Source organism: Butyricimonas faecihominis, from assembly GCF_033096445.1.
GTDB lineage: Bacteria > Bacteroidota > Bacteroidia > Bacteroidales > Marinifilaceae > Butyricimonas > Butyricimonas faecihominis.
Map to the genome: position 1 here is coordinate 1,229,059 of NZ_AP028155.1, position 26,153 is coordinate 1,255,211.

Sequence of the window (26,153 nt, forward strand, 5' to 3'; positions counted from 1 at the left end):
AAGAACAATTCATTTCTTTTTCTGCCAACACAAATCACCATCTTTAGTGTTTACCTCTTTCTATTTTAATAATAGATGGGAAAGTTTCGTTCTTACTCATCAAATATCCTCACTATTTAATTGCTGTTACTCTCAAATCATATCTACGGCTACCTGTGTCAAGATCAACGTCATACTCTTTTAGTCCTTTTTCAATTGCAATTAGATGTAATTCATTCTTATCCTTTTGTGTTATATCTAGACCATAATAGATTGCATTCAAACATCCAACATCAGGAATTGAGACATAATCATTCTCATCCTCTAAGTTATAATAAAGCATTCTCCATTCATGTTCGTGCTCGTATTCTTTTCTGTCCTTATAAAGATAAGCTCGATACCAATATAATTGATTAACAGATATTTTAGACGACAAAAAGTTCAACCAATTTTTATCTCCAACTTGCTTGAAATATTCGTAAGTATGAATATTTCCCTCATCTAATGTAACGTCCGGTCTTAAATCTGTATAAATCACAGGAAAGAGATTTACATTCATTCCCAATGAACTATATTTAAAAATACACTTTCTGAGATCATATTCTAGTGCAAACCCCTTATATCCATCTGCGTACCTATCCCACATATACTTAGACTGCACACTTTCTGTAAAACAGGCAATTTTTGCACTATTTCTTGGATTTCTAAAACGCGACTCTTGCTTTTTTATCGCAGACCCAATATTATTGCAAAAATCAACATATTTACCTGTCAATATTTTATCTATAATTTGTTCATCCGTATATCCACACTCTCTATAGTAACATATTTGCGTCGCTTTTTCTGTCCTTATATCAAGAGATTTCTGTGTTATATGCGCCAATGTTATACATAATGCATCTTTCAATGCCTTTTTTAGATCTTTGTGAATTTTATCTTGATCTATATATAAATATGAATCATACTTATCCGGAAACATTCCTGCATGGCATAATGAAATAGTTCCAGATTTAAATGATTCAATAGTATAGCCGTTATCGTCTATTCTACGATATCTAAAAAGTTTTTCCGGCATATTAGGAAGTATTAATTTATAAATATTACTCCATACATCAGAAGTCGCAGTTTTATCTATATTGAAAGGAATATAGGATTGCTCTATAATCTCTTGAAATTGTTTTCTAAAATCCAACATCTGCAAATCGTGAATTTGTTATTTCTTTATCTCATTAACTCAACAACATTTTCCGGCAATATGGCGTTTCCTACATCATCTTTCGGCGCATTCTTAAGAAATAGAATTGGCACAATGGTGTAGTTCTTGGCAAACGGTAACATATTAGCTTTGCGGAGTAGTTCGGCTGTTAGCTGTTTACCATTCTCTCGTGTTGTCCATTTACATTCTCCAACCAGCAAATACTTTTTATCAAGCGATTCTGCCATTACATCAAATTCGACTTGTTCAGGCTTCTTATCCTCATTGAAAACAGTCCCCCACCAGCGTTTTGCTTTGCCATAAACTACTCCATTGACAAGATTTCCCGTTACAGCATCCCGGCACAGTTTTTCCCATTTCATACTCACATATTCCGAGAAATGGGCGTTCAAAGCCTGTTCTATGGGCAAGCGACGACCAAGTTCAATGAACGAACGATTAGGAACGACAAACTGATAATAAAATGCCATAAACGGATCGGCTATCTTATAGAGACTCTTTTTCGCATTCTTTTCATCAATCCCAAACGGAACATCTTTTTCCAAAAATCCGAGATCAATAAGTTTCTTCAATGGACGTGACAGATTGGTTGCCGGCTCATTACATCGTGCAGCAATCTCGGAAAGTCGGTTTGCACCAGTACCAATATAAGACATTATCGTCGAAGTCTTGACTATATCTTTCACATCGTCCTGAAACAGTTTTATCGGTTCTTCGTAAAGAGTTCCATTCACAGAAAGGATATTACGCCATAGGGCATCATCAAGCGAACTTCTGTTTTCTCTTAGTTCCCAATAACGCGGCACACCTCCCCAAACAGCATATTCTTCAATGGCATTCATCGCATCAAGGCTCAAAGCCTCTTGAATATATGGCAAACGTATCGGTGCAAGTTTCATGATCTCATCAGCACGACCATAGAGAGGTGCAGTAGAATCAAGAAACAACCCATACATCATATTTTGCGATGAACCGCAAAGCACAAGATTATACTTCAGCTGCTTTTCATCAACCAGTTTTTGCAACACAGATGGTAGTTCAGAAGATTGCTCTACAAGATACGGAAATTCATCCAAGCACAAAGTAAAACGCTTGTCTGTGCGATAATTGACCGCACGAAACATAGACTCCCAATCTGGATATGTCAGTTTGTCGAAATCCGGGAATATTTGTGCTATCACTTTTGCAAGCAATGTCCTCTGGTGTTGGTCTTCAGAACGATCGGCAAGGAAATAAACATCATTGTCCGACAACACTCTTTTGATAAGCGTTGACTTCCCCAATCGTCTACGACCATACATAACGACTAACGAGGACTTTTCTCTCGCAAGAGCATCCTTTAGACGTGCTGCCTCATCTATTCTATCAACGAATTTCATATACTCTACCTATTATGCATTGCAAACATAATGTTTTTAAAGCATAATACAAAATTTAAAATCATATTTTTTATCCTCACAGAAGCATTTATAACTTACGTATAGGAGAACATACATCTTCTGCTCTAATTTTCGGGATAATTTAGTTCCCATTATATTCTTTGCCATATTCAATGCGTCATATAATATGCAAAGACTATACTTTTAATTTATTTAATGATGTATTACAGGTAAAAATACAGCAATACCACACAACCTGTCATGCACATACCCCATTTTCAACAAAAGTTCAAAAAGACTAAATGCTATTATATTATTCGTAACCACTACATATATCTATCAACAAACAAAATTTTATTTGTTATCATGAAAGTAAAATCTTTAGTTGTATTAGCGACAATCGTTGTGATTGCAATGATCACGTGTAGCTTCACGATGAAAAGTGATACGCAATGGATAACTGTTTCCAAATTCTAGAGGAAGTTTTAATTCTTGCGGAATTCATACACAAATATACCCCAAATCAAGTACAGATAAGTACCAAATAATACCCCTCATTCAGAGTTCATTCGAAGATCAAACGTTGCTCATCCATGCCCGTATGAATAAACTCTGAATAATCTTCGAGAGATCAACGAAAAAGAGGCAGTTTCTCAAGAGCATTTCCATAATTTCTCTTACGGTTTTATACAACTGCTCAATAAGAATGGATATGTACTTTAGATAACTCCTTCCCCAACCTATCGTAAACTTAACTTTCAGCCCACCTTTCTCTATCCTTACACTAAGACATCAAGGGAATACAGACACGGCACTAACATAGCATATACATACATCAGAGTTCATACTATGTACTTGGTATGTTCATGATCAAAAGAAAGGATAGTGTATTGTCCTGAAAAAAGTTTACAGTAAACTTAGTAAACCAATGTCAGAATTAAATTTTCCCCCTGTTCGTCGTCGTTATTACGCCGTGAAGACGAAATTATCAGCGGTACGAGATCGAATAATCAATGAAATGGGTTACGCGGAAGTTCTAGCCAAGTACGAGGTCAAACCCTCGACTTTTCACGTTTGGCTACACAAGTATAAATCTCGCGTTTTATCGGAAGAACAACACAAACGTTTATCTTCGCGTAATTACAAAATGTTATACCCGATGACCGATCAAGAACGCGCCGAGCTGGAGTCTTTACGTCAGGAAGTAGAGAAACAGAAAATACTAGTGGAAGCTTACGAGTTAATGCTAGAGTTAGCCAGGGAACGCCTGCATGTTGATGTAAAAAAAAACTACGAGGAGATGCTATTAGCGGGATTGTCGAGAGACAAAAAGAGCGGGGAGGTAAAGCCGTGACGGAACACCTTTGCAATTCCCTTGGCTACAGCAAGCAGGCTTATTACAAGAGCCTCCGTGCCGATCGTGGAGGCGAGGAACGCGAGCGTTACGTTCTTTCCATCGTCCAGGATATTCGCCGTGACATGCCTAACCTCGGGGTTAATAAATTGTGGAACATGCTGGGGTCTAACGGGCTTCCCGTCGGTCGGGATTGGCTTTATCGTTTACTTCACCTTCACGATTTAATGATAAAACAGAAGAAGTACCGGGTCATCACGACGGATTCCCGGGCGTGGCATCGCCAGTACCCGAACCTGGTGAAAGGGCTTCGAGTTACCCGCCCCAACCAGGTATGGGTCAGTGATATCACGTACCTGTCAACGAGTGCCGGTTTCGTGTATCTCTCGCTGGTAACCGACGCTTATTCCCGGCGGATCACGGGGTGGGAAGTTCACCCCACCCTGGACTCGTCCGGTCCCGTGAAGGCGTTGTGCCGGGCGTTGGCAACGCTACCTCCCAACTTTAGCGATAAGCTTGTTCATCACTCGGATCGGGGTGGGCAATACTGCTCCTCGCTGTACACCGGGATATTGAAAGAACACGGTATTCAAGTCAGCGTGACACAAGATGGCTCCCCTTACGATAACGGTATCGCCGAGAGAGTGAACGGGATTTTGAAACGGGAATGGTTAAACGATATGGTCTTGAGAGATATTGACCAGGCGAGAATGCAAGTGGAGAGAATCATCGGGATATACAACACCAGAAGACCACACATGGCTATCGGGTTGAAAGTTCCGGACCAGGCACACCGCGATAAAAAAGAGTTATTCGCCAGGGTCATGTATTGACGCCAAGTGTTATTGGCATCCCGGGAATTCCCGGGATGCCAATAAAAAAGTAAAACTATTACAGGAATTACAGTTTTTTGAAGTAAACTTGTAACAGAAAATAGAATTGAAAATGCTTTGTACAATTTATTGAATGTCAAATCTAGTAAACCAATTTTAGGAAACTACATAGCAACTTTAGCGAAAGTATTGACCATCTCTGAACCCAAAGTTACAAGCCGATCAACACCATCATAGCTATAAAATGGCAGAATATTTGATTTTTGTAAAAATATATTATATATTTGCAGAAGTTGAGAAATCAAGTGCGGAAGAGTCCGCATAATATATTTGAAGTTATTGTATCGACCTAGTAAGTAAAATCGGCAAAATAATACTTTTCAGCGGGTTGTAACAGTAGTTTCATACTTTGGTATGAACTGTTGTATTCAAACTGCTGGAAAGGGTCTGCCGATACCTACTTACAGAATGGTATAACAGTTCTTTTTTTATTGATAAATTATAATGGGTCTTGTGGCAGAAAATCTTTAGGAGAACATTTAAGAACTTTAGCAATCTTATTTAGTTGATTGATATTATATTTTTTAGGACCATTTTCGAAATTACTAATAAATGTTCGAGTATATCCTAAAGTATAAGAAAGAGATTCTTGGGTATGCTTAGCCATCAATCTATATTCACGTACCTTAGCAATTACATATAAATCTATCTCTGTTTTCATATTTTGAAATTAACGTACGAATAAAGGGATATTTTAGACTCCATCCACCCAGCTATTAGGGAGTATTGTCAATTTAATTAAGAAGCAACAAGATATTATATAGAAGTTTTAACTTAATATGAATTAATTATTTACTCAAATATTACATAAAATGCAGCATCAACACAAATTATCAAACTCTTTAAAAATACGCCCACCACCAAGCGAGGGGTAAGATCTCACTCTGAATTAAAAAAGAGGGTGCTCAAACACCCTCTTACAAAAACGAGACAAGCGTATTCGCCTGTCACTTAACTTAAATACAAAAGTATGAAAAAAATGGATTGTCGGCGCAAATCTATCCTGAATTTGCGTGTAGCCAGTATTATGTTTTTTGCGTTCTTCGCTTACGTCCCTTTGATGGTAAAAAGCGAGCCTTTGCAAGCGAATCCGATCCAACAGGATTCTATTGTCAAACATCTTATAAAGGGGAAAATCCTAAACAAGAAAAAAGGACCGTTGCCCGGTGTCACCGTGCGACTGGATAGCACTCTGATAGGAACCTCCTCGGATAATAACGGGAATTACCGGATATTCCTCCCGCTCAACAAGGGACGTCTTGTTTTTTCTTTTATCGGGTATAAAACAAAAACGCTTCCTTTCAGTAAGGCAGACACGTTACTGAATGTCATTCTAGAAGAGGACGTGTCCGAGCTTGATGAAGTACAAGTCATCGCCTACGGGGAACAATCACGCCGTAATCGTGTCGGTTCCATGTCTGTCGTGAAGGCTGACGAGATCAAGGATCTCCCCTCCCCTTCTATCAATAACCTTTTACAAGGCCGGGCGGCCGGGGTGGATGTCACGAACATTACAGGAGCCCCCGGTGGTGGCGGTTCCCCCATCGTTATCCGGGGATATAACTCGTTGGCTGTAGAGAAAGAACGTATCACCTCAGACCCGTTATGGATTATTGACGGGGTTCCCATGTTCAGCTACACCTCCGAGCTTACCGGGCTAAACACGATTGCCGAGATCGACACCAAGGACATCGAGTCCATCCAAATATTAAAAGATGCTGCCTCCGCGGCAATTTACGGTTCTCGTGCGGCAAACGGGGTAATTATCGTGACCACCAAAAAAGGACACCGGAATCAAGCTCCCACGTTCACGGTAAATATATCCCAAACATGGGTTACTCGCCCCTCGTTACCGGATATTACCACGGGAAACAGGGAACGAAGACACAGGATGCAAGCCATGGAAAATTACCGGGAGTCCGTTTATGATGAAGAAACGAACATGTACCGCCCTGTTCAATCCTACGAAGATTCTTACAAAAACAACAAGAACTACAATTTATTCTGGAACAACGGTGATGGACTGGATCTTCCCATCGTGCAAGATAGTTTGAACAAATTCTACAACAATTCCACGAACTTGTTCGATTACTATTTCAGAACCGGGAAAGTAACCGATGCCAATATCCAACTATCGGGAGGCTCCAACACGATCGCTTATCACGTCGGGCTGGGATATTACTCGGAAACTGGCGTGCTACGAAACACGGGATTTAACAGGATTAAACTCATCACCAACTTGTTTATCAAACCCTCCGAGAGCGTTGAAAGTAACATCCGTTTTTACCTGGCTCGTACCGGACGAAACAGGGCGGGCAAAGGGCATGATGCCTATAATTTCTCCAATGACAGGAGTGACTTGGAAACCATTCCGGATGAATTGCTTTCGACCTCTACCCTCATGCCCGGTCCGGGAACGAAGGCTTTTGATGAAACGGTCCGACGTTTCAACGAGATTAAGGAGAAAAACGAATCTTACAGGCTAAGATCATCGTTCGATCTGGCGTACACGATCGTGGAAGGCTTGAAACTGAAATCGTCTCTCGCTGTCGATTTCTCCATGCAAGACCAAAATATATTCATACCCTCCGACCTGAACACGGATCTCAACAGCTACTCGGCAGGCAACAACACGATCAAGATGATGTGGTTAAACGAGAATCTACTCTCCTACAACAAGATTTTCGCTGACAATCATAGTGTTGACCTCCTTCTCGGTCTCTCGTTCCAAGGAGACATCGCCAAGGACAAGAGCGGATACGGCAAAGGCGCGCCAAGTAACCTGATACAATACGTCACGTGGAGCGGTAACGTGTATGACACCGAGAAAGACCTGCAATTAAAGGATTTCAATTCCAGCCTAGAAAGAAGCACGATGGTAGGTATGTTCGGACGGGTAGCCTACAACTACAAACAGAAGTATTTCCTCTCCGTCACGCTCAGAAGGGATGCCAGCTCAAAGTTCGGGGAAAACACACGCTGGGGAACATTCCCGTCATACGCTATTGCCTACACGTTCACCGAGGAACCGTACATGGATTGGGCCCGAGATTTTCTGGATTTCGGGAAAGTCCGATTAAGTTACGGGAAGTCCGGGAAACAATTTGAATATCCTTATTTCGCTTTCGGGGTGTTAATAGTCAACAACGTTCCTTTTCACGGGAACCAAACCATAACCCCTTACTGGCCGGACGGATTAATAAATCCCAAATTAAGCTGGGAGGAAACCAAACAATTTGACGCGGGACTGGACTTGGAGTTTTTCGGTAACAGGCTGAGTTTCGAGCTTGACTATTACTATCGATACACGGACAAGCTATTGGCGCAAGTCACCCTACCGGGAGATTATAATGCCTACATATCCCAATGGCAAAATGCTTACGCGATCTCGAATCAAGGAATTGAACTACAAATCAAGGCTGACCTCGTTCGATCGGAAAAACTGCACTGGGATTTCAGTTTTAATATTGCCCGCAACTGGAACCGATTTGAAAAAAGTAACAATGGCATGGACTTCACGAATCTAGCAAGCAAACATAATCTAAACATCATCGGGAAACCGTTGAATGGAATTTACGTCTATAACGACCAAGGATACTATAATTCACAAGATGAAGTGCCACTCTACTATGTCAACGGCAGACGGAAATATCTATCGTCCTTGGGAAACCAGATTTACACTCCCGGTGACCGACGAATACAGGATGTCGACGGGAATGGACAGGTTGCAACCATGGTTCCGCTTTTGGAAGACCGGGTATACGGGGGTTCCCCTCTCCCGCTCGCATTTGGAGGGATTGCCACGACACTCAAATGGAAAGGAATTGATGTAAACCTGTTGTTCTCTTACAAGCTGGGAAGACACGTTTTGAATGCGGGAAGAGGAGCTTCAGTCGGTACGATCCTGAGAGCAAACACGGCAGAAATGATGGTCCCGATTCTAGCCGATCTTGACAAGGTTTCTTTCTGGCAGAAACCCGGTGACAATACCGATTTTCCGATCAACGAACTAGAGAACGGGAAGAATAATTTCGCCACGAATTTGAAAAGTAACGTGGAAAAAATCAATTATTTGAAACTAAAAAGTATCTCGATCGGCTACACCCTACCCGTGTTCCCGAAACAATCCAAACATTACGCCCGTGTGTTCATGTCCGTGGAGAACGTGTTTACCATCACCAATTCTTCAAGCCCCGATCCGGAATCCATAGATATCGTTACCGGCGTTGACTCGAACAACAACTACCCGCTAGCGACAAGATATACACTAGGGTTAACTTTAAATTTATAAACACATGAAAAAACGGATATATATAATTTTGCTATTGCTCCCGTTAGCGAGTTGCAATGATATGTTCAAGAATTTTTTGAACGAAGAGCCCGAGACTCTCGTCACGAACACGAATTTCTGGAAAACGGAAAAAGATGTCGAGGCCGCCGTGTATGAACTTCACGTCATGTTCAGATCTTGGGGTGGATACGTTGAAACACGACTTTACCGGGACAGGGGCCTCCCGTTTGATTATCTCGGTTTGATCTGGAGAAATATCTCGGACAACGAGTTACAGAAGGATATGGACATAACAACAGCTCCAAGCTGGCGTGGCGAGTACCAAGCAATCGGGATGTGCAATTTCATTTTAGGCAACATTCACCGGGCAAAGATACCCGAAGAACGCATCAATTACTACAAAGGACAAGCGCTGACAATACGGGCTTACTTGTATTTCTATGTTTTACGCACGTGGGGCAATGCCGTGTTAATCACGAACGAAGAAGATGTTGGTGAAAAAGCCGTAACCCCGTGGCGGGAAATCATGAAAGTCGTGATAGATGATCTCGTTGAGGCCACGAAATTATTATCCCCGGTGAACGAGATGAAGGATGCCAATAACACCCCAGTGACAAGCAAACAAATCCCCTCAAGAGGAACAGCATTCGCCATTCTCGCTCATGCTTATGCTTGGCTGGCCGGATTCGGGGAGGAACCGGAATATTACCAGAAAGGTATCGAGGCAGCAACCGAGGTCATCCAATCCGGTGACTACTCGCTAGTAAACAATCCTCATGAAATCTGCGAAATCGTGTTACCCGGCAATAGCCAAGAAGGTATTCTTGAAATCGATTTCCTAAACCCCGAAGCGGTCAATCGGTCCGGGAATGGTTTGCCGGGTATCACACAAAAATGGCCGGCAGACCCGAACGCCACCCCCTCGACAAGGAGAACCTTGCTCCGTTTGAACAACGAGAGCGCCATGGCCATGTTTCCGGATAGGAATGACAAGAGACGGGAAGAATATTTCTACAAGCTGGATTCCATGGCAGGGGTTAAAACCTCAATCACGCAAGGAGCGGCGTATATTTACAAGTTCAGAAGACCGCTACTGCACACGAGTGGCAGCCAGCTCGGTAAGCTCTTGGGATATGACCTGAATGAAATCCTGATTCGTCTCGCAGATATATACCTGCTCCGAGCTGAAATGAGAGCGAAATCCGGTGATATTCCGGGAGCAATAGCCGACTTGAACGTGATCAGAAAACGAGCCGGGGCAAAAGAATATACCCCGGATGAGAACTTGGAAGAGGCAATTGCACTAGAAAGAGACAAAGAATTATTTCTCGAAGGGGTATGCACGAGATATTTTGATATTGTCCGTAACAGGACATTCCGTGAAAAACTCAGGGGTAAATTCAAGACCCTCTCCGACCAAGATGTGAAAGACGGGGCTTTATTCTTCCCGATCTCTTTTGACGCCTTCCAAAACAATACCAAAATGACGCAGAATATTTACTGGAAAAGAAATGGATTCGCAATTTAAACGATACAAGATGAGAACAATACTATTTATATGCATTACCGTCACCCTTCTCGCAAGCTGTGAAAAAGATTACCAGCATGACACCGGACTGGCGGACGGTTATCACGATTGCTCGATGATGGACTATTTGAGAAGTGATCACAACAACTGGGATTCGATCGTCGTTGCCATTGAATACGCGGGATTAACCGATATTTTCGAGGGAACAAATCCTGATTACAAGGAAATCACGTTTTTCGGCCCCACGAACATGAGTATCCGAAAATTCTTTCTCGAACAAACCGGAGAGGCAATCTATCATACCATCCGGGAAATACCCGTTGAACTGGTCAGGGATATGATTCTCGCTTACCTAGTCGAAGGGAAAAAGATGAAAGAGACGTTCGATTACGAGGTAAAAGGGACACTCACGGGAGGAACGGAAGTGTATTCCTTGAATAACGTCAAGCTCCGGGTATATCGTACCCAATCCGAGTTTAACGGAATCCCCGACATCGGAGCGGAAGGGCTAAAAATTCATGCCGAAATCAGCGGGCAGATGGCAAGCATTGCCTCGGCCGACATAGAGACAAATAACGGGGTGGTACATTCCCTGTCAAACAGGTTTACATGGGTTGAACTATAAAACGAATCGTATGAAATATATATGGATGATGATATTACTTTCCGCCCTATTATATAGCGGATGCAAAGATGTAAAAGTCGGGTACTTGTTCACGCATAATGCAAAATACAATCCCGATTCTGTGGTGTTCAAGGCATATCTCGATGAGGCCAATGATGACGACGCTCACAGGAAGAAATTCGAGATCCCTTGGCAAAGTCAATCTCTTGAAGGAGTACAAGGCACGAACCCCATCCGTTATTCGATTGAAAGAATCGACTCGGATCATAATGACCCGGAAATTCTAAACCAGTTTTCTGCAGTTCAGAAAGGGATCATTCAATTACCATGGAATCACACCGTTCCTCAAGGTAAGTATATCATATCCTTACGAATCAGCAATGAAGGTTATAGTGTTGTGCTGGACTCTATGATTATAGTTATCATTAAATAAATGGATTATTATTAGAGTTTACCAGAGGGGGTACTATTGTGTAAAAACGTTCATTTTGATACAATAGTACTCCTTAATATAGACGACCTCTGCCAAAATAAGCGGGATTTACACACAAAGCCCACAACTATTCATCCAACAAATCCGGGCGCAAAGCCTTCGTCCGTTCCAATGCTTGTTGCTCCTGCCATTCGTCTATCAAGGCATGATTACCGGATAACAGAACTTCCGGTACCCGCCACCCGTTAAATTCTGCAGGACGCGTGTATACAGGCGGGGCTAACAAGTTATCTTGAAAAGAATCGGTCAAGGCAGAAGTTTCATCCCCCATGGCTCCCGGCAACAGGCGTACAACGGCATCCGTCATGATGCAGGCAGGTAACTCACCGCCCGTCAACACGTAATCACCCACGGATATTTCCCTCGTAATCAGATGTTCACGCACCCGGTGATCCACCCCCTTGTAGTGTCCGCAAAGAATCATGATATTCTCTTTCAACGACAATTCGTTTGCCGTCTTCTGGTTAAAAACAGGAGCATCCGGAGCCGTATAGATAATCTCGTCATAATGCCGCTGGGAAGTCAACTCGTTGATACAATCAAAAATAGGCTGAACTGCCATCACTAACCCGGCATCACCCCCGAAAGAATAATCGTCCACCTTCCGGTGTTTATCTTTCGACCAATCCCGAATGTTATGAATATGGATTTCCACGATTCCCTTTTCTTTCGCCCGTTTAATAATCGAGTGATTCAAAGGGCTTTCCAGCAATTCCGGCACTACACTTAATATATCGATACGCATGACTAAACAATTGAAAGTTGAAAAATGAAAATTGAAAATGACTTTTCAAATTCGGTACAAAGATAGTAATTTATTTATCTTTGCCCGTATATTTAAAAATGACGAAAATGGTTATTGAAAAAGGTGTACACGCAGATATTGATGAACTGGCACGGCTATACGATGATTTAAATGATTTTCTGGACTCGGATATAAATCACCCCGGATGGATCAAAGGAGTATATCCCGTTCGGCAAATCGCAGAAGCTGGGATTAACGAGCAACACCTTTACGTGGTAAGGCAGGAAGGACGAATTATCGGTTCAATCATTTTAAATCATCATCCGGAACCGGCATACGATCAAGCACCTTGGGGAATAGAGTCAGATTACAGCAAAATATTCGTGATTCACACACTCGTGGTTCACCCCGATTTCCTGAAAGCAGGTGTAGGGAAAAAACTGATCTCTTTTGCCTGTGAGTTGGGAAAAGAGCTACACATGAAAGCTATCCGGCTCGATGTATACGAGAACAACATTCCCGCCATCAAACTATATGAAAAATTCGGCTTTAACTATATCGACACAGTTGATTTAGGCTTGGGTGACTACGGACTACACAAATTCCGCCTTTACGAAAAGATACTATAAATAAGAGGTGTGGCAAAATGATTTTACCACACCTCCATTTTCAATTCTCCATTTTCAATTACCTCAAGTAGTCCTCGAAATAATTCGTCACTTTCTGCATCAGATGAATCCGATCCCGTCCCATCACGTTATGCTCGGCACACGGGTAAGGGAAGTAATCCACCTGCACGTTATTCTTGATACACTCCCGGATAAAGCTCAAGCTTTGCTCCCAAACCACTACCGGATCAACTGCTCCCTGACAGATCAACAATTTACCTTTCAGATCTTTCGCCTTGGCAATCAAGCTCGTTTTAGCATATCCTTCCGGGTTCTCCTGCGGGGTATCCATGTAACGTTCCCCGTACATCACTTCATACCATTTCCAGTCGATCACGGGACCTCCGGCAACGGCCACTTTATAAATATCAGGATAATTGGTAATCAACGAAATAGTCATGAAACCACCGTAACTCCAACCATGAACCCCGATACGATTCGCATCCACCCACGGGAAAGATTTCAACCACTCGATTCCCTTCACCTGATCTTTCATTTCAACCTGTCCGCATTGACGGTGAATAATATCCTCGAAAGCCTTACCGCGGTTCGGCGTACCGTGATTATCGATCACGAATACCACGTAACCATGTTGAGCCATATACATTTCCCACATCCGCAAGGAAGCATTCCACGTATTGGTTACCAACTGTGAATGAGGCCCACCATACACGTAATGAATCACGGGATATTTCTTGTTCGGGTCAAAATCCATCGGTTTAATCAAACGATAGTATAAATCACTACCATCATCTGCCTTAATCTTACCCAACGTGATCTCCCCGAAATTATAATCCTTATTCGGGTTCTCCACTTCCTGCAAACGACGTACAACCTTTCCGGAATTCATCGTCAGATCCACGTTACGAGGTACTTTGATGCTACTATAATTATCAACGAAATAAGCACAGTCACCACTCATCGTGATATTGTGCCATCCTTCTTCCATCGTCAAACGGTTTTTCTTCCCGCTCTTTACCTCTACCCGGAAAAGTTGTTTCTCCACCGGAGAGATTTCCGATGAAAGATAATATACATATTTTCCGGCAGGATCAACAGCCACGAATTCCACGTCCGCATCCACGTCTGTCAGACGACGAATTAATTTACCGTTCACATCGTGCAGGTAAAGGTTCATGAAACCATCCCGGTTATTCGTAGAATAAATAAATTGTTTCGGGTTGTTAGCCAAGAATACCAAACCGCTTTGCGGTTCCACGTAAGTATTGGACTTTTCCTCGAATAAGGTAGCGATCAATTTACCCGTTGACGCATCATATTTATTCAAACGCATATGATTTTGTCCCCGGTTAAGCACCTGAACATATACCATATCAGACTCCGGAGACCAAGTAATTCCCGTCAGGTATTGTTCGCGACCAAAATCATTCGCATCCAGAAAAGTCGTCTTAGCAGAAGCTATATCATAAACCCCAAGACTCACCAACTCGGATTTCATTCCTGCCATGGGATACTTGATCTCCTTTAATTCACCCGTACGAGTATTGATGTCCAGCAACGGGAAATTCGTTACCTGACTTTCGTCTTTACGGTAAAATCCCAGTTTCTTTCCGTCCGGAGACCAAAAAATACCGCCAGTAATTCCGAATTCATTCCGGCTAACCACCTGCCCGTTCACGATATTCTTGTCCTCGTCCGCGGTAACGGTATAACTATTCCCACGTTCGTCCATGTAATACAAGTTATTATCGATCGTGTAAGCATACATATTACCCGCTTTAGAATAAGTCTCGTTAGCAGCCCCTTTCGGGAAAGTAAATTTCTGTTTCACTTGTTTCTTAGCAACATCAATATGGTAGATACTCCCTTGACGAGCTATCACCAAAGTGTTATCATCCAACCAAGAAAAATTAGGGAATCCTCTCAACTCGGCTCCCAAAATACGATTCAATTCCGCCACAGTGAGTAGCACACTCTTTTCACCTTTATCGACAGATTCACCCATCAAACCTTCCCGGTCCAGATAGGTCAACTGATTCTTGTCGCCTTGCCATTGAATATACTTGGACCGGGGATATAAATGATACCCTACCACGGCCTCTTCCATGGTTAAAACCTTTTTCTGTGCGCTTAAATCGAACATCATACTTAATCCGATTATTGCCAAAAACATCCTTTTCATGCTTTACTTTTAGCTGTTATTATTAATCTTCAATTGTAAATTCATCCCGATCTTCCAACACTGGGAACTTCTCACGAAATTCCCGTAAAGCTTTCAAATCAATATCCACCTGTTTCACCTCGTCGGCAAAAGGTTCGCAAGCGACCAGCACGTCCCCTTTAGGAGAGATGACCGCTGAATCACCGGAGTAACTCAAGCCAACCCCGTCCTCGCCCACTCGGTTCACCCCGATCACGTAACATTGATTCTCAATTGCCCTAGCCATCAACAAGATCTGCCACGGTTGTCTTCTCGCTTCCGGCCAGTTGGCCACGTACACGGCCAAATCGTACCCGCACGTGTTACGACTCCACACGGGGAAACGCAAATCATAACAAATAAATGGAGCTATTCTCACCCCTTGATAATCAAATACCAACAACTCATCTCCTGCCGTGAAATGCTCTTTTTCCTCTCCCATCGTAAACAGATGTTTCTTGTCATAATGCAAGATTTTACCATCCGGGAAGGCCACCAGCAGACGGTTGTAGTAATGTTCATCCTCAAAATAAACAGTCGATCCCATGATCAACGCATCCTTTTCTCTGGCCCATTCCTGCATACACTGGTAAACAGCCTCGTAAAAAGGTGCCACCCGCTCTTTCCCTTTCATGGTAAACCCCGATGCGAACATCTCGGGTAAAACGATCACGTTAGCTCCTTCTATCGCCGCTATCCGCTTGTTAAAAAGCTTCAGGTTCACCGGCACATTCTCCCATTCCAAGTGTGCCTGTACGATCGCAACATTCATATATACTATTTATTTATAATACTAATTTCTTTTAATCACCCGCGGAAAAGTTTTCCGGGTGACGCGGATTCGCATCCTTGTATGTTGACATGATGTATTTCAAATCCGCATCCGGATCACCCGTCGGTTCAAACCGGGGGCCCCACGTGCAATATTTATCCTTGTAATCAATACGTCCTAGATACACCGGAACCCCGGCCTCCTTAGCAATCACCAGAAATCCCTTTTTCCATTTCTTCCGTTTCTTCCGGCTCCCCTCTGGGGTTATGGTCAAATACATTACATCCCGTTTTTTGAATTCCTCCACCATTCTCTCCACGATATGATTCTCCTTATTTCCCCGATCCACAGGAATCACGTTCAACGCTTTCAAAATCGGTCCCAACGGGAAAAAGAAAAACTCCTTTTTCATCAAAATATAAGTAGGAACTCCTTGACTTATAAAAGTCAACTTTCCCCAGATAAAATCCATTATGGAAGTGTGCGGTACGGATATAACCACCGCCTTTTTATCCTCAGGCAAGCCACCCTTGAGTTTCCATCCGAATATCTTCAATATCAGCCGTGCAATATGTTTCATAACCATTCTGTTTTCTGAAATCCCGTCAAAGTTAATATATTTCCAGAAATAACACCCAATTAAAATCGGACACAATGTTTTTTATTGTAAATATACCAGACGAAATTACGATCCTCTATTTTACGCACTTGTTACCCAAAAAATTAATCAACAACAACTTCACTTCTAGTTTTACTAGGATAACTAGAAGTAATTGTTCAACAATAATAATCTATATCATTGTTGAACTTTAACCCACTTCATGGCATCAGCAATGATTACTTGTGGGGAATCATGTTTATCAATGGAATCATGTTTTTGATCCTTGTCACTCAAAGTCACCCTTCCCCTCCCCTGAAAATCAAAAACCCCTAAAGATATCCATCCTCCATCATTTTTGTCCATCAAAAGTATAACCTCATGCTCTTTTTTTCCGTCAAACACGGAATAATAATACTCCCTTTGGACATCACCACCTCTATTTTTTCTAGAAGGTTGATAGCAAAACACCTCGTATGCTCCCTCAGGTAAATCGGTTTCCCATTGTACTTTCTGATTTCCCTTACCGGCTCGTTTAAAATACGCTCCTTTTACGGGGAAACCATAACCTCCATTCCTATCGACCGTAAAACCCCAATGATTGTAAGGAGGATACTCATAATACTTGGCACGAGTCTCAACTATTCCAAATAGCGAAGCTATATTAAATTTTCTAGTTTCCAGAATAGTGAATCCCGAATCGACATTATCTACAATAAACTCATTCTCATTCTTAATTGAAAAAAAAGTTGAATCGAGAGGTAAAAACCACTTAGTCGTGTCCATATCAATATCAGCCTCCCCACGCTCGCTTGATAATTCAATATCTTTCGGAACATTTAAAGACATATATGTAGAAACATTGGAATTAAGAGCTGGCCCATACGTTCTGATTGCTCGTCCCTCTCCCGGGGGAATGATCCATCCCGGATGCTTACCATTCGTATTAATATTGATAATACCCGGGACTTTCCCCCAGTTAAATACTCTGAAATCGTATACTCGATCACTCTTACCTTTTATAAAGACGGTGTGCCCGTCTATCTCGAAAACGGGTAATTGATTCATTCGAAACCAATTCATAACGATAGAGTCTAACCTAACATTAAAATTGGCGAAAATTTCTTGCGAAAAATCCTCAAAGGTAGTTTCTTCAAAAAGATGTCGCTTGAGGAAATCATGATAAGCATCGTGAAATTCTTGTTCTCCAATCTTAATCTCTAATAACGTTTTTAACTCTGCGCATTTCATACGGAATATCCAATCAAACAGTTCCGGGGAAAGTAAGGTATCACTCAACGCCTCTTCTAAACTATGATTTTTCATATAATCAACAACAAAATATTGGATATTCTCCTTATTTACCCAAGTTAAATAGGGATAAAAAGCTAAAAACAAAGCATCATTAATCAAGGGACACTCGTCCGAGTAAATGAAACTCGTGTTACCCTTACCAGTTGATTTTAGATCACAACTCCCCCCTTTCCTAAACTGGTCAAATTCTCTCTTCAATCGAAATTCAATTTCCAATTCTTTGTCATTATAAGAGGCTACAGACACGTCCTCCGAGAATTTCTTTTCCGGGAGAAACACCATTCCTTCTTGTACTCGCTCACCCTCTTGTAAGGTTCTCCTCGGGAACACGTAAAAATCACACGGCACCTCCACAACCGTGATCCAACTATAAGGATACTGTAGCGTGGGATCAAACGCAACTTCATTCATTATACGTTTCAGGAAATAATCACCATTATCACCATAAAATTTGATTGAAGATTTGGCGTCCTCGATGATACTTGACCACTTTTCCTTGGGAATTTCATCGTAAAAATCAAGCATAAATTCATGCTCTGGCAAGTAAAAAAGCGCTACTTTCGTCGGATAATCATCCTTTACAATATCCGGCATCTCCTTCTTCAAATTTTGGATCATCGTTAATGCGTCACTACCAACTACGATCTCCCGTTTTCTATAATTACCAATACAAAGAGTGATACCTTTCATGCCATGCTTGAGCGTGAACGTCGTCTTCCCGACCGTGTCCCGACTCGCTTCTCCTTGGGATATTGCCATAAGTTTCGGGTCATGTTCTACCTCTAACCTGTAGCGAGTGAACATGGATCGTCTAAAACCAAATGTATCGTAAGGAGGCACACTGACCGGGTACCAAACACATTCTGGGGTAAGTAATTTATACTCTTTCTGGCAAAACGCAGGGGTATAACCGAAACGATAAATATCTATAGTATTTACCATCGGAGAAATATACTTCTCTTTTGAGACGTCAAGAAAGCAAAAACTATTGTCGATTTTCCCTTCGTAATTCACTACGACTTCTGTTATCTCGCCAGAAGCCAACTCCTTGTCCACAAGAACCACTTGCAAATCACGCTGAAAGGTAACGGTTTTCCCATCCATGATGATCGAGGAAATCACAAGCCTGGGATTCAGATAAAAAAACAATGGAAGAGCCTCATTTTCTCGGTTTTCAACACGCATTCGACTTGTCACGGAGATTCCCCCGTTTTCCGTTTCTTTCAAATAGAGTTGGTTATCGACTATTTTTAATACCTTTCTCTGGGCAAACTTGGAATAAACCGCCCTAAATGCTTCCCGTTCATCAGATATGGATTGGAATCCGCAAGAGTAAATAATCGCAAAACCTCCGGCAAACAACAAAGGGAATAAGGCCACACAAGCTAAGCGAAACTTTGCCCGTTCGTTATTGTGAATTCTAGGGTAAGGAATAACTGCAAGAATTGCCAAACCAATCCCGAAGAACAAGATAAATATCCGTTGTAGTATATAACTCCCGAAATTCACGTGTCCCGTGAAATCAGAAAACATATTGGGTATCCTCGCCGCGAGAGGGTCAAGTACCCCGTTTAACCAAATCGAACAGGGGATTGTTAACACCCCAAGAATCACCGCCAAAAGGATCACGTTTAAGCCTTGGTTTCTCGTCAATCTTGTCACAAGGGTCGATATACCCAAGCAAAAGACAAGAACGGGAAGGTTCAGCGTAAACCAATAAAAAAGATAATATCCGATATTAAATACCTTGGGATAGAAAAGAAGATTCAACAAACCACAAAAAGCGAAGATCAATATATTAGCCATCGAGAAGGCAAGGAATTTTCCAAAAATGTTTCCTACCGAAATATCTGAATTTCCTTGCGGATGAACGTTCAACGCCATCATGGCATCCAAGTGGAATAATCTCGTATCGTTGATGGCGAGCACCGTCACGAAGAAAAGTTGCAAAATATTGTACAAATAAGCACATGTGAAGGGTATAGACGAAGGCAACGCTTGGGAAATCCATCCCATTGAAGGTTGCTTTAAAAGCTGGTTGATACTTTTAACGTAAGGTAAAGCAGACAGCGGCGTAAACACGTAAAGAGCAATCCCCACAATCCCTAAAACAATGAATATACGAAAGATGACATTCCGTCCGACACATTTGAATCCATATAAAGTTTCAATAAAAATATGGTCACCGCTCATAACGCTCGATTTGAATTATAACACCTAATCAAAAGTATCAATTATTTTTGGATAAAAAACAAAGTCGGTAATTTTTCAAGAATTAGTTTAAAAGATTTTAGAAATATCCTTAAACTAATTCTTAATAATCAACGGAATAAAATTAAATATTTTACTTCTTCAAAAGTTTCACAGACAATAGCGCTGATGATGAATCTGAGCCATCGTCGTTTTTAACTTCTAGTTCATATATTCCAGTATCATCTTTCGTCAAATTCTTTATCGTCAATTTTACAACCTCGTCCTCATGAAAAAATTCATATTTTTCTCCTGCTTCCAGAAGTTCTCCATTTTTGCTCCAAACGGCAATACAATCAGATGGCGCAACATGGGCGATGAAGACAGCGTTTTGACCTTCAGTTTTTATAATATCACAAAGTCCTTGCACAATACGGGCAGGAATACCTTCAGCCAAAATTTTCTCTTGAAGATTTACATTGTTTTGCTCAACAATTCGATCTTCTCCATTAGATCCTGTCAGCACCAATAATAATACAAAAATAAAAATTACTCTCTGTTTCATGGTGTTTATATTTTAATTAATATTTATTATTGCAATAATAATCAAATAGATTCACATATCAAACATTATTTACTTTAATTTTTCAAATCTTTTCTTCAGCAAAATAGCATATTTACATACTTATATTACTTTCAAAAATACACAAAAATCAACTTTACATTTATGAATACAATATACAGGACAACTTGCCAAATTTTGACTAACATGAAAAACACCTACGATTGATCGCAGCATCTACTTTTATTACCTAACTTAAAATACCAATGTCAAAAATTTCTATTAAAGACAACGTAGTTTTATTCAACGATTCTTTGTTGTTTCAAAAACAATTGCTACTTTTGCCGAGCGAAAATTTAACCTCAGGGGTACAACAAGTGGAAGAATCCCACCCCACGGTATTAACTTAATAATGAAATAGAACAATGTACGCAATTGTAGAAATCGCAGGACAACAATTCAAAGTTGAAATAGACCGTAAAGTCTATGTTCACAGACTGACTGCAGAAGAAGGCGCTCAAGTTGAATTCGACAAAGTGCTTTTAGTAGACAACGAAGGTGACATCAAAATCGGAACTCCGGTTGTAGAAGGAGCTAAAGTTACGGCAAAGGTATTATCTCACGTGAAAGCTGATAAAGTAATAGTTTTCAAGAAAAAGAGAAGAAAAGGATATTGTAAGAAAAACGGTCATCGTCAATGTATGACCCAGATTCAAATCGAAGCTATCAACGCTTAATTTATTTTGTAACTTCTAAAATTTAAAACGATATGGCACACAAGAAAGGAGTCGGTAGCTCTAAGAACGGTCGTGAATCAGAAAGTAAACGATTAGGAGTAAAGGTATTCGGCGGACAATTTGCTAAAGCAGGTAATATCATCGTTCGTCAAAGAGGAACAGTACATAACCCGGGATTAAACGTGGGTATCGGTAGAGATCATACCTTATTCGCATTGATCGACGGAAAAGTTGTTTTCAGAAAAAAACAAGACAACAAATCTTACGTTTCTATTGAGGCTATCGCTGAATAAGTAGAAAAATGAACATATTTAAGCTCCTGTCCTTACAAAGTACAGGAGTTTTTTTTATTTTTACGCCTCGAAACAAGAACATCCGTGTTCCCGTTTCGATGATTTAAAATTAAAATCTAAAATTTAAAATTACCAGAGATGCTAAACCTTAAATTTATTCAGGAAAACAAAGACACGGTCATTCGGAAATTAGCCGTGAAAAACTTTGATGCCAAGGAATTAGTTGAGAAGATTATCGCTCTCGACAACGAGAGAAAGAATTTACAAAAAGAATCGGATAACAAGCAATCCGAAATGAATAGCATCTCCAAGCAAATCGGTTCCTTGATGAAAGAAGGGAAAAAAGAGGAAGCCGAGCAAGCAAGGGCTAATACAACCCGTCTGAAAGAAGAGATTGCAGCCTTGACTGCCCAACATAATAGCACCCAGAACGAGTTGAACTCACTCATCGTTCGTTTACCGAATTTACCACATGACTCCGTACCTCCCGGAAAGAGTGATGCGGACAACGTGATTGTAAAAATCAGTGATAACGTGCCTGCCCATGAAGAAGGACAACTTCCCCACTGGGACCTGGCGAAAAAGTATCAGTTGATCGATTTCGAGGTAGGTGTGAAGATCACGGGTGCCGGATTCCCCGTCTACAAAGGGTTGGGAGCCCGCCTACAAAGAGCCTTAATCTACTTCTTTTTGGAAGAAAACACCAAAGCAGGCTATCAAGAAGTGCAGCCCCCGCTTGTCGTTAATGAAGATTCAGGCTTCGGTACCGGTCAGTTGCCCGATAAAGACGGACAGATGTATTACGTGAACGAGGACAAACTATATCTTATCCCCACGGCAGAAGTGCCTGTAACCAACCTTTACCGGGATATGATCGTGGATGCAGACCAGTTACCGATCAAAAACACGGCTTACTCCGCTTGTTTCCGCCGGGAAGCCGGATCATACGGAAAAGACGTGCGCGGATTGAACCGCCTGCACCAGTTCGATAAAGTAGAGATCGTGCAGATCACCCGTCCGGAAATGTCTTACGAGGCTCTCGACGGCATGGTAAAACACGTGGAAGGACTGTTAATCAAGTTAGGATTACCTTACCGTATCGTACGTCTATGCGGTGGTGATTTGAGTTTCACCTCTGCCCTAACCTTCGATTTTGAAGTGTATTCAAAAGCACAGAATCGTTGGCTGGAAGTCAGCTCTGTTTCCAATTTTGAAGAGTATCAAGCAAACCGTCTGAAACTACGTTTCCGGGATAAAGGAGACAAGAAAACGACCATGGTACACACGCTGAACGGTAGCGCCCTAGCATTACCGAGAATCGTGGCCTCCTTGCTGGAGAACAACCAGACTCCGGAAGGTATCCGGGTTCCAGATGTACTCCGTGGGTTTATGGGTACCGACTATATAAGATAAAAACTGAAAACTAAAAGATAAAAGTTAATCCTTCACGGATATTTTATCTTTTAGTTTTTAACTTTATCTTTTATCTTTTAGTTTTTATCTTTTAGCTTAATATGCGCTTTATATACAACACGACATTCAGTATTGACGAAAACATTGCAGAGGAATTCATTCAGGTTATCCGGGGTGGTTACATCGCTTATCTCAAGGGCAAAAACCTTTGTAATGACATACTATTTACCCGTGTCATGATTCGTGAAGGAGAAGGCCTGTCCCTATCCCTACAACTCATATTCCCTTCTGCCGAAGAATACAGCATCTTTATAGAAAACTACAAAGACAGATTATTACATATGCTGGTAGATGTGTTCGGTGAGGATCTTTTATATTTCAGTACCACTCTCGAAGAGATTGAATAAATCGAAATTCTGACAGATTTTCGCTATATTTGTAATCTAAAACTGATAGATGGAAAAACTAATCATGGGGATAGACCCCGGTACAAACTTCATGGGATATGCAATTCTTAGGACAACCGGAAAGAATTGCAAACCGGAACTTGTCGTGTCGGGAGTCGTTGACATGAAAAAAATGACCGATCCGTATCTCAAACTGCAAAGAGTATTTCAACGCACACTGCAAGTCATTGATTCTTACCATCCGGACGAATTGGCCATCGAATCACAATTCTACGGTAAGAACATCCAGTCTATGCTGAAACTCGGACGGGCACAAGGTGTAGCCATCGCAGCCGCTCTACAACGGAATATTCCCATTTTCGAATATGCCCCGAAGAAAATTAAAATGAGCATCACGGGAACAGGAGAGGCCTCCAAAGAGCAGATTGCCCTTTTGCTAGGCAAATTCATGACTATACCGACCACCATTTCCACCTTGGATGAAACAGATGCCATCGCCATCGCCTATTGCCACCACCTACAAGGCAACTTACCCACCACGGGAAACTCCAAATGCAAGGACTGGGGAGACTTCATCAAACAGAATCCAGACAAGGTTCTGTAAAACAATAAATTGTTTCACAAAGTTACAAGTTAACAGGTTACAGGTTCGCCATAACTTGTAACTTGCAAACTTGTAACTTGTAACAAATCGGGCCATAGCTCTCGCTACGGCCCGATTTAAAATGCAAAGTCAAACAATTTTAATCAACAATATCCAAATAAATACTTTCTTGAGCGTAAGGATAAAATTCTTTATCAGTACTTGCCCTCTCTTTCAATTGCGGGTCAAGTTGTATAGCTTTCTGTAAAGCAACAGCCATTGCCTGTACATCTTTTACTCTTGCAGCAGCCACGGCCATCATGTAATACTCGTACCCTTCTGTCAGGTTCAACTTCTTCAAAGTCTCCAAGGCAGCACGATTATCATTAGCCATCAACTGAGCGTAAGCCAGATTCACATTCGGCATCGCTTTCAAATAAGGAATAGCCTTATTATACTCTTTATCTTTCAATAACAACATCCCCAAGTTATACTTCGCCTCATTCTTTATAGAAGCTTTCGTATACATATCTTTAGCCTGAGTATTATTCCCTTCATTTTGATAAACAATCCCAAGATTATTCAGCACTTCCGGTTTTTGATTAATTACAGCTGCCGATTCCAGTAACTTTTTAGCTTTTCTGTAATCCTTGTTACGGATAGCGATGACAGCCAAATCATTCAACAAATTTACATCCGTACGAGCTGACAAAACTGAAGTCTCTTGTAATTGAGGTACGTAATAAGTTGTCACCTGATCCTCCACCTGCATCACTTCGGGCACGGCATAGAAAACGTAGAAATCGGCCCGCCGCAATGTCGGAAGAATCACATCTTTCAATTCCGGTACAGTCTTAATATATGATTCCAAAACAGCCTCCCGTTTCTGTAAATTCGGGGCATTCTGCAAATCCTTCACGATTTGTGCCTTATTCTTTAAGTTGGAATCATTCAACAACATATACAGACCTTCCCAATTCTCGCTCACCGTGTTGGAAACGATAAATTTAGTATCTTTTGCCATCGGCGTGTTAGCCAATCCCAAATCTTTCATGAAATAAGCCTTGGCCGTATTGAAACGATTCGTGGTCAAATTCTTGTTTAATCTTTCCGGTCCTTCCGGAGAGCTGGAAACGTACATTAACATATTGGTAATCTTGGCATTCTTGTCTGCCAGAATTTTCTTCATCTCTTGGGCTGCCTGTGCCATGACAGACGATTTTTTCTGCGCATCTGTAATCACGGATTTAGATAACGGGAATAACACGTACCCACTAATGATTCCCACACCTGTTGCCGGAACATCTTTCACAAAAGTTTCAGTAAACAAAGGAATTGCATCCGGATTGTTCGGTAGAGAATACATGTATGTTTTCCATTCCTTCACCCCATTCGTGTTTAATATAGCCGGAGTAAACGCAACAGTTTTATTTCCCATGATCGCCTCTATATCAGCGATTAGTACCCCTTTTTGCATGCCGTCACGATAAGGGAATGATAAATTATAAGTTCCCAGCGTGTTTCCTTTATATTCCACCACCGGATAATTAGTTCCTTTCACCTTCTCACCTTGGAAATAAAGCGGTTCCATCGCTTCTTCCCCACCGGGATATTGCATTTTAGGAGTCACTTTCAAAATTAACTTTTTATAAAACTGCTTGGGAGCAAAAGCAATATTATAATTAAAATTCACAACCCCATCCACCGCAGTCAACTGCTGAGGAGAAACTTTCCCCACAATTGCCGTTTCGATGGCCTCTCTCTCCAACTTCTTCATGGTATTACACCCCACCATCAAGAAAGAGAGCATCAAAATAACTCCACTCGTTATCAAAGATAATTTTCTCATAGTTCTCTTTTTTTGCGTTTAACTTATTCTATCCATTAAAAATGTTCATATTTTTCAATTCATATCCTCTCTAACGAATTTTATTGAATAAGGTTTTTTATCT

At 41.3% G+C, this 26,153-nt stretch carries 22 protein-coding genes; 12 read left to right on the forward strand and 10 right to left on the reverse strand.

From position 1 onward, the window contains the following. Positions 1-112: 112 nt before the first annotated feature. Positions 113-1,174 carry a DUF2971 domain-containing protein gene (locus tag R8806_RS05195; protein WP_164720002.1) on the reverse strand — a complete coding sequence of 354 codons (1,062 nt, stop codon included), beginning with the start codon at positions 1,172-1,174 and terminating at the stop codon, positions 113-115. Between the two features lie 26 nt (positions 1,175-1,200). Further along, entirely contained in the window at positions 1,201-2,574 is a 1,374-nt protein-coding gene (locus R8806_RS05200) for an ATP-binding protein (protein ID WP_124318121.1), read from the reverse strand. A 928-nt stretch (positions 2,575-3,502) separates the two neighbouring features. Between R8806_RS05200 and R8806_RS05205 the strand changes: the two genes are divergently transcribed. Next, positions 3,503-3,928, forward strand: a complete 426-nt coding sequence (locus R8806_RS05205; RefSeq protein WP_124318325.1) for a hypothetical protein — start codon at positions 3,503-3,505, stop codon at positions 3,926-3,928. Next, on the forward strand, positions 3,925-4,761 hold the full coding sequence (locus R8806_RS05210; RefSeq protein WP_164720063.1) for an IS3 family transposase: 837 nt from the start codon (positions 3,925-3,927) through the stop codon (positions 4,759-4,761). Before R8806_RS05205 ends, R8806_RS05210 begins: the two co-directional genes overlap by 4 nt. Before the next feature lie 499 nt (positions 4,762-5,260). On the opposite strand, the gene R8806_RS05215 is transcribed toward R8806_RS05210, so the two are convergent. Then, positions 5,261-5,482, reverse strand: coding sequence for a helix-turn-helix domain-containing protein (locus R8806_RS05215; protein WP_124317061.1), 222 nt, complete (start codon positions 5,480-5,482; stop codon positions 5,261-5,263). Between the two features lie 309 nt (positions 5,483-5,791). Here R8806_RS05215 and R8806_RS05220 point away from each other — a divergent pair, with 309 nt between their 5' ends. Genes R8806_RS05220 through R8806_RS05235 form a run of 4 tightly spaced genes read left to right on the forward strand, consistent with a single transcriptional unit; the run spans position 5,792 to position 11,698 of the window. Further along, on the forward strand, positions 5,792-9,112 hold the full coding sequence (locus tag R8806_RS05220) for a SusC/RagA family TonB-linked outer membrane protein (RefSeq protein WP_124317060.1): 3,321 nt from the start codon (positions 5,792-5,794) through the stop codon (positions 9,110-9,112). A 4-nt stretch (positions 9,113-9,116) separates the two neighbouring features. Beyond that, positions 9,117-10,640, forward strand: coding sequence for a RagB/SusD family nutrient uptake outer membrane protein (locus R8806_RS05225; protein WP_124317059.1), 1,524 nt, complete (start codon positions 9,117-9,119; stop codon positions 10,638-10,640). Positions 10,641-10,650: 10 nt separating this feature from the next. Then, positions 10,651-11,265: a fasciclin domain-containing protein gene (locus tag R8806_RS05230; protein ID WP_124317058.1), complete on the forward strand. Its 615-nt coding sequence runs from the start codon at positions 10,651-10,653 to the stop codon at positions 11,263-11,265. 10 nt (positions 11,266-11,275) lie between these two features. Beyond that, the gene (locus tag R8806_RS05235; protein WP_229782914.1) at positions 11,276-11,698 is read left to right on the forward strand and encodes a hypothetical protein; all 423 of its coding nucleotides are present in this window, start codon (positions 11,276-11,278) and stop codon (positions 11,696-11,698) included. Between the two features lie 127 nt (positions 11,699-11,825). Here R8806_RS05235 and trmD read toward each other — a convergent pair whose 3' ends face one another. Further along, the gene (trmD, locus tag R8806_RS05240; protein ID WP_124317057.1) at positions 11,826-12,503 is read right to left on the reverse strand and encodes a tRNA (guanosine(37)-N1)-methyltransferase TrmD; all 678 of its coding nucleotides are present in this window, start codon (positions 12,501-12,503) and stop codon (positions 11,826-11,828) included. A 107-nt stretch (positions 12,504-12,610) separates the two neighbouring features. On the opposite strand from trmD, the gene R8806_RS05245 reads away from it, so the two are divergent. Continuing rightward, on the forward strand, positions 12,611-13,132 hold the full coding sequence (locus R8806_RS05245; RefSeq protein ID WP_206513584.1) for a GNAT family N-acetyltransferase: 522 nt from the start codon (positions 12,611-12,613) through the stop codon (positions 13,130-13,132). 58 nt (positions 13,133-13,190) lie between these two features. Here R8806_RS05245 and R8806_RS05250 read toward each other — a convergent pair whose 3' ends face one another. From R8806_RS05250 to R8806_RS05270, 5 genes are all read right to left on the reverse strand, one after another. Further along, positions 13,191-15,314 carry a S9 family peptidase gene (locus tag R8806_RS05250; protein WP_124317055.1) on the reverse strand — a complete coding sequence of 708 codons (2,124 nt, stop codon included), beginning with the start codon at positions 15,312-15,314 and terminating at the stop codon, positions 13,191-13,193. A 22-nt stretch (positions 15,315-15,336) separates the two neighbouring features. Then, complete coding sequence (locus tag R8806_RS05255; RefSeq protein WP_124317054.1) at positions 15,337-16,104, reverse strand: amidohydrolase; 768 nt, start codon at positions 16,102-16,104, stop codon at positions 15,337-15,339. Between the two features lie 31 nt (positions 16,105-16,135). After that, positions 16,136-16,684 carry a 1-acyl-sn-glycerol-3-phosphate acyltransferase gene (locus R8806_RS05260; RefSeq protein WP_151411741.1) on the reverse strand — a complete coding sequence of 183 codons (549 nt, stop codon included), beginning with the start codon at positions 16,682-16,684 and terminating at the stop codon, positions 16,136-16,138. Between the two features lie 216 nt (positions 16,685-16,900). After that, positions 16,901-20,209: a carbohydrate-binding protein gene (locus tag R8806_RS05265; protein ID WP_124318120.1), complete on the reverse strand. Its 3,309-nt coding sequence runs from the start codon at positions 20,207-20,209 to the stop codon at positions 16,901-16,903. Positions 20,210-20,360: 151 nt separating this feature from the next. After that, positions 20,361-20,771, reverse strand: coding sequence for an immunoglobulin domain-containing family protein (locus R8806_RS05270; RefSeq protein ID WP_124318504.1), 411 nt, complete (start codon positions 20,769-20,771; stop codon positions 20,361-20,363). A gap of 422 nt (positions 20,772-21,193) precedes the next feature. Here R8806_RS05270 and rplU point away from each other — a divergent pair, with 422 nt between their 5' ends. The 5 genes from rplU (at position 21,194) to ruvC (ending at position 24,222) form a co-directional block, all read left to right on the forward strand. Next, positions 21,194-21,505, forward strand: a complete 312-nt coding sequence (rplU, locus tag R8806_RS05275) for a 50S ribosomal protein L21 (protein ID WP_124318488.1) — start codon at positions 21,194-21,196, stop codon at positions 21,503-21,505. A 32-nt stretch (positions 21,506-21,537) separates the two neighbouring features. Next, the gene (gene rpmA, locus R8806_RS05280) at positions 21,538-21,798 is read left to right on the forward strand and encodes a 50S ribosomal protein L27 (protein ID WP_027200097.1); all 261 of its coding nucleotides are present in this window, start codon (positions 21,538-21,540) and stop codon (positions 21,796-21,798) included. A gap of 138 nt (positions 21,799-21,936) precedes the next feature. Continuing rightward, a complete protein-coding gene (serS, locus tag R8806_RS05285) occupies positions 21,937-23,211 on the forward strand; it encodes a serine--tRNA ligase (protein ID WP_124318393.1) in 1,275 nt (424 codons plus the stop codon). 101 nt (positions 23,212-23,312) lie between these two features. Then, a complete protein-coding gene (locus R8806_RS05290) occupies positions 23,313-23,618 on the forward strand; it encodes a DUF4286 family protein (protein WP_124318257.1) in 306 nt (101 codons plus the stop codon). A 49-nt stretch (positions 23,619-23,667) separates the two neighbouring features. Further along, entirely contained in the window at positions 23,668-24,222 is a 555-nt protein-coding gene (ruvC, locus tag R8806_RS05295) for a crossover junction endodeoxyribonuclease RuvC (protein WP_124318258.1), read from the forward strand. Between the two features lie 139 nt (positions 24,223-24,361). On the opposite strand, the gene R8806_RS05300 is transcribed toward ruvC, so the two are convergent. Continuing rightward, complete coding sequence (locus R8806_RS05300; RefSeq protein WP_229782915.1) at positions 24,362-26,050, reverse strand: tetratricopeptide repeat protein; 1,689 nt, start codon at positions 26,048-26,050, stop codon at positions 24,362-24,364. Positions 26,051-26,153 lie beyond the last annotated feature (103 nt).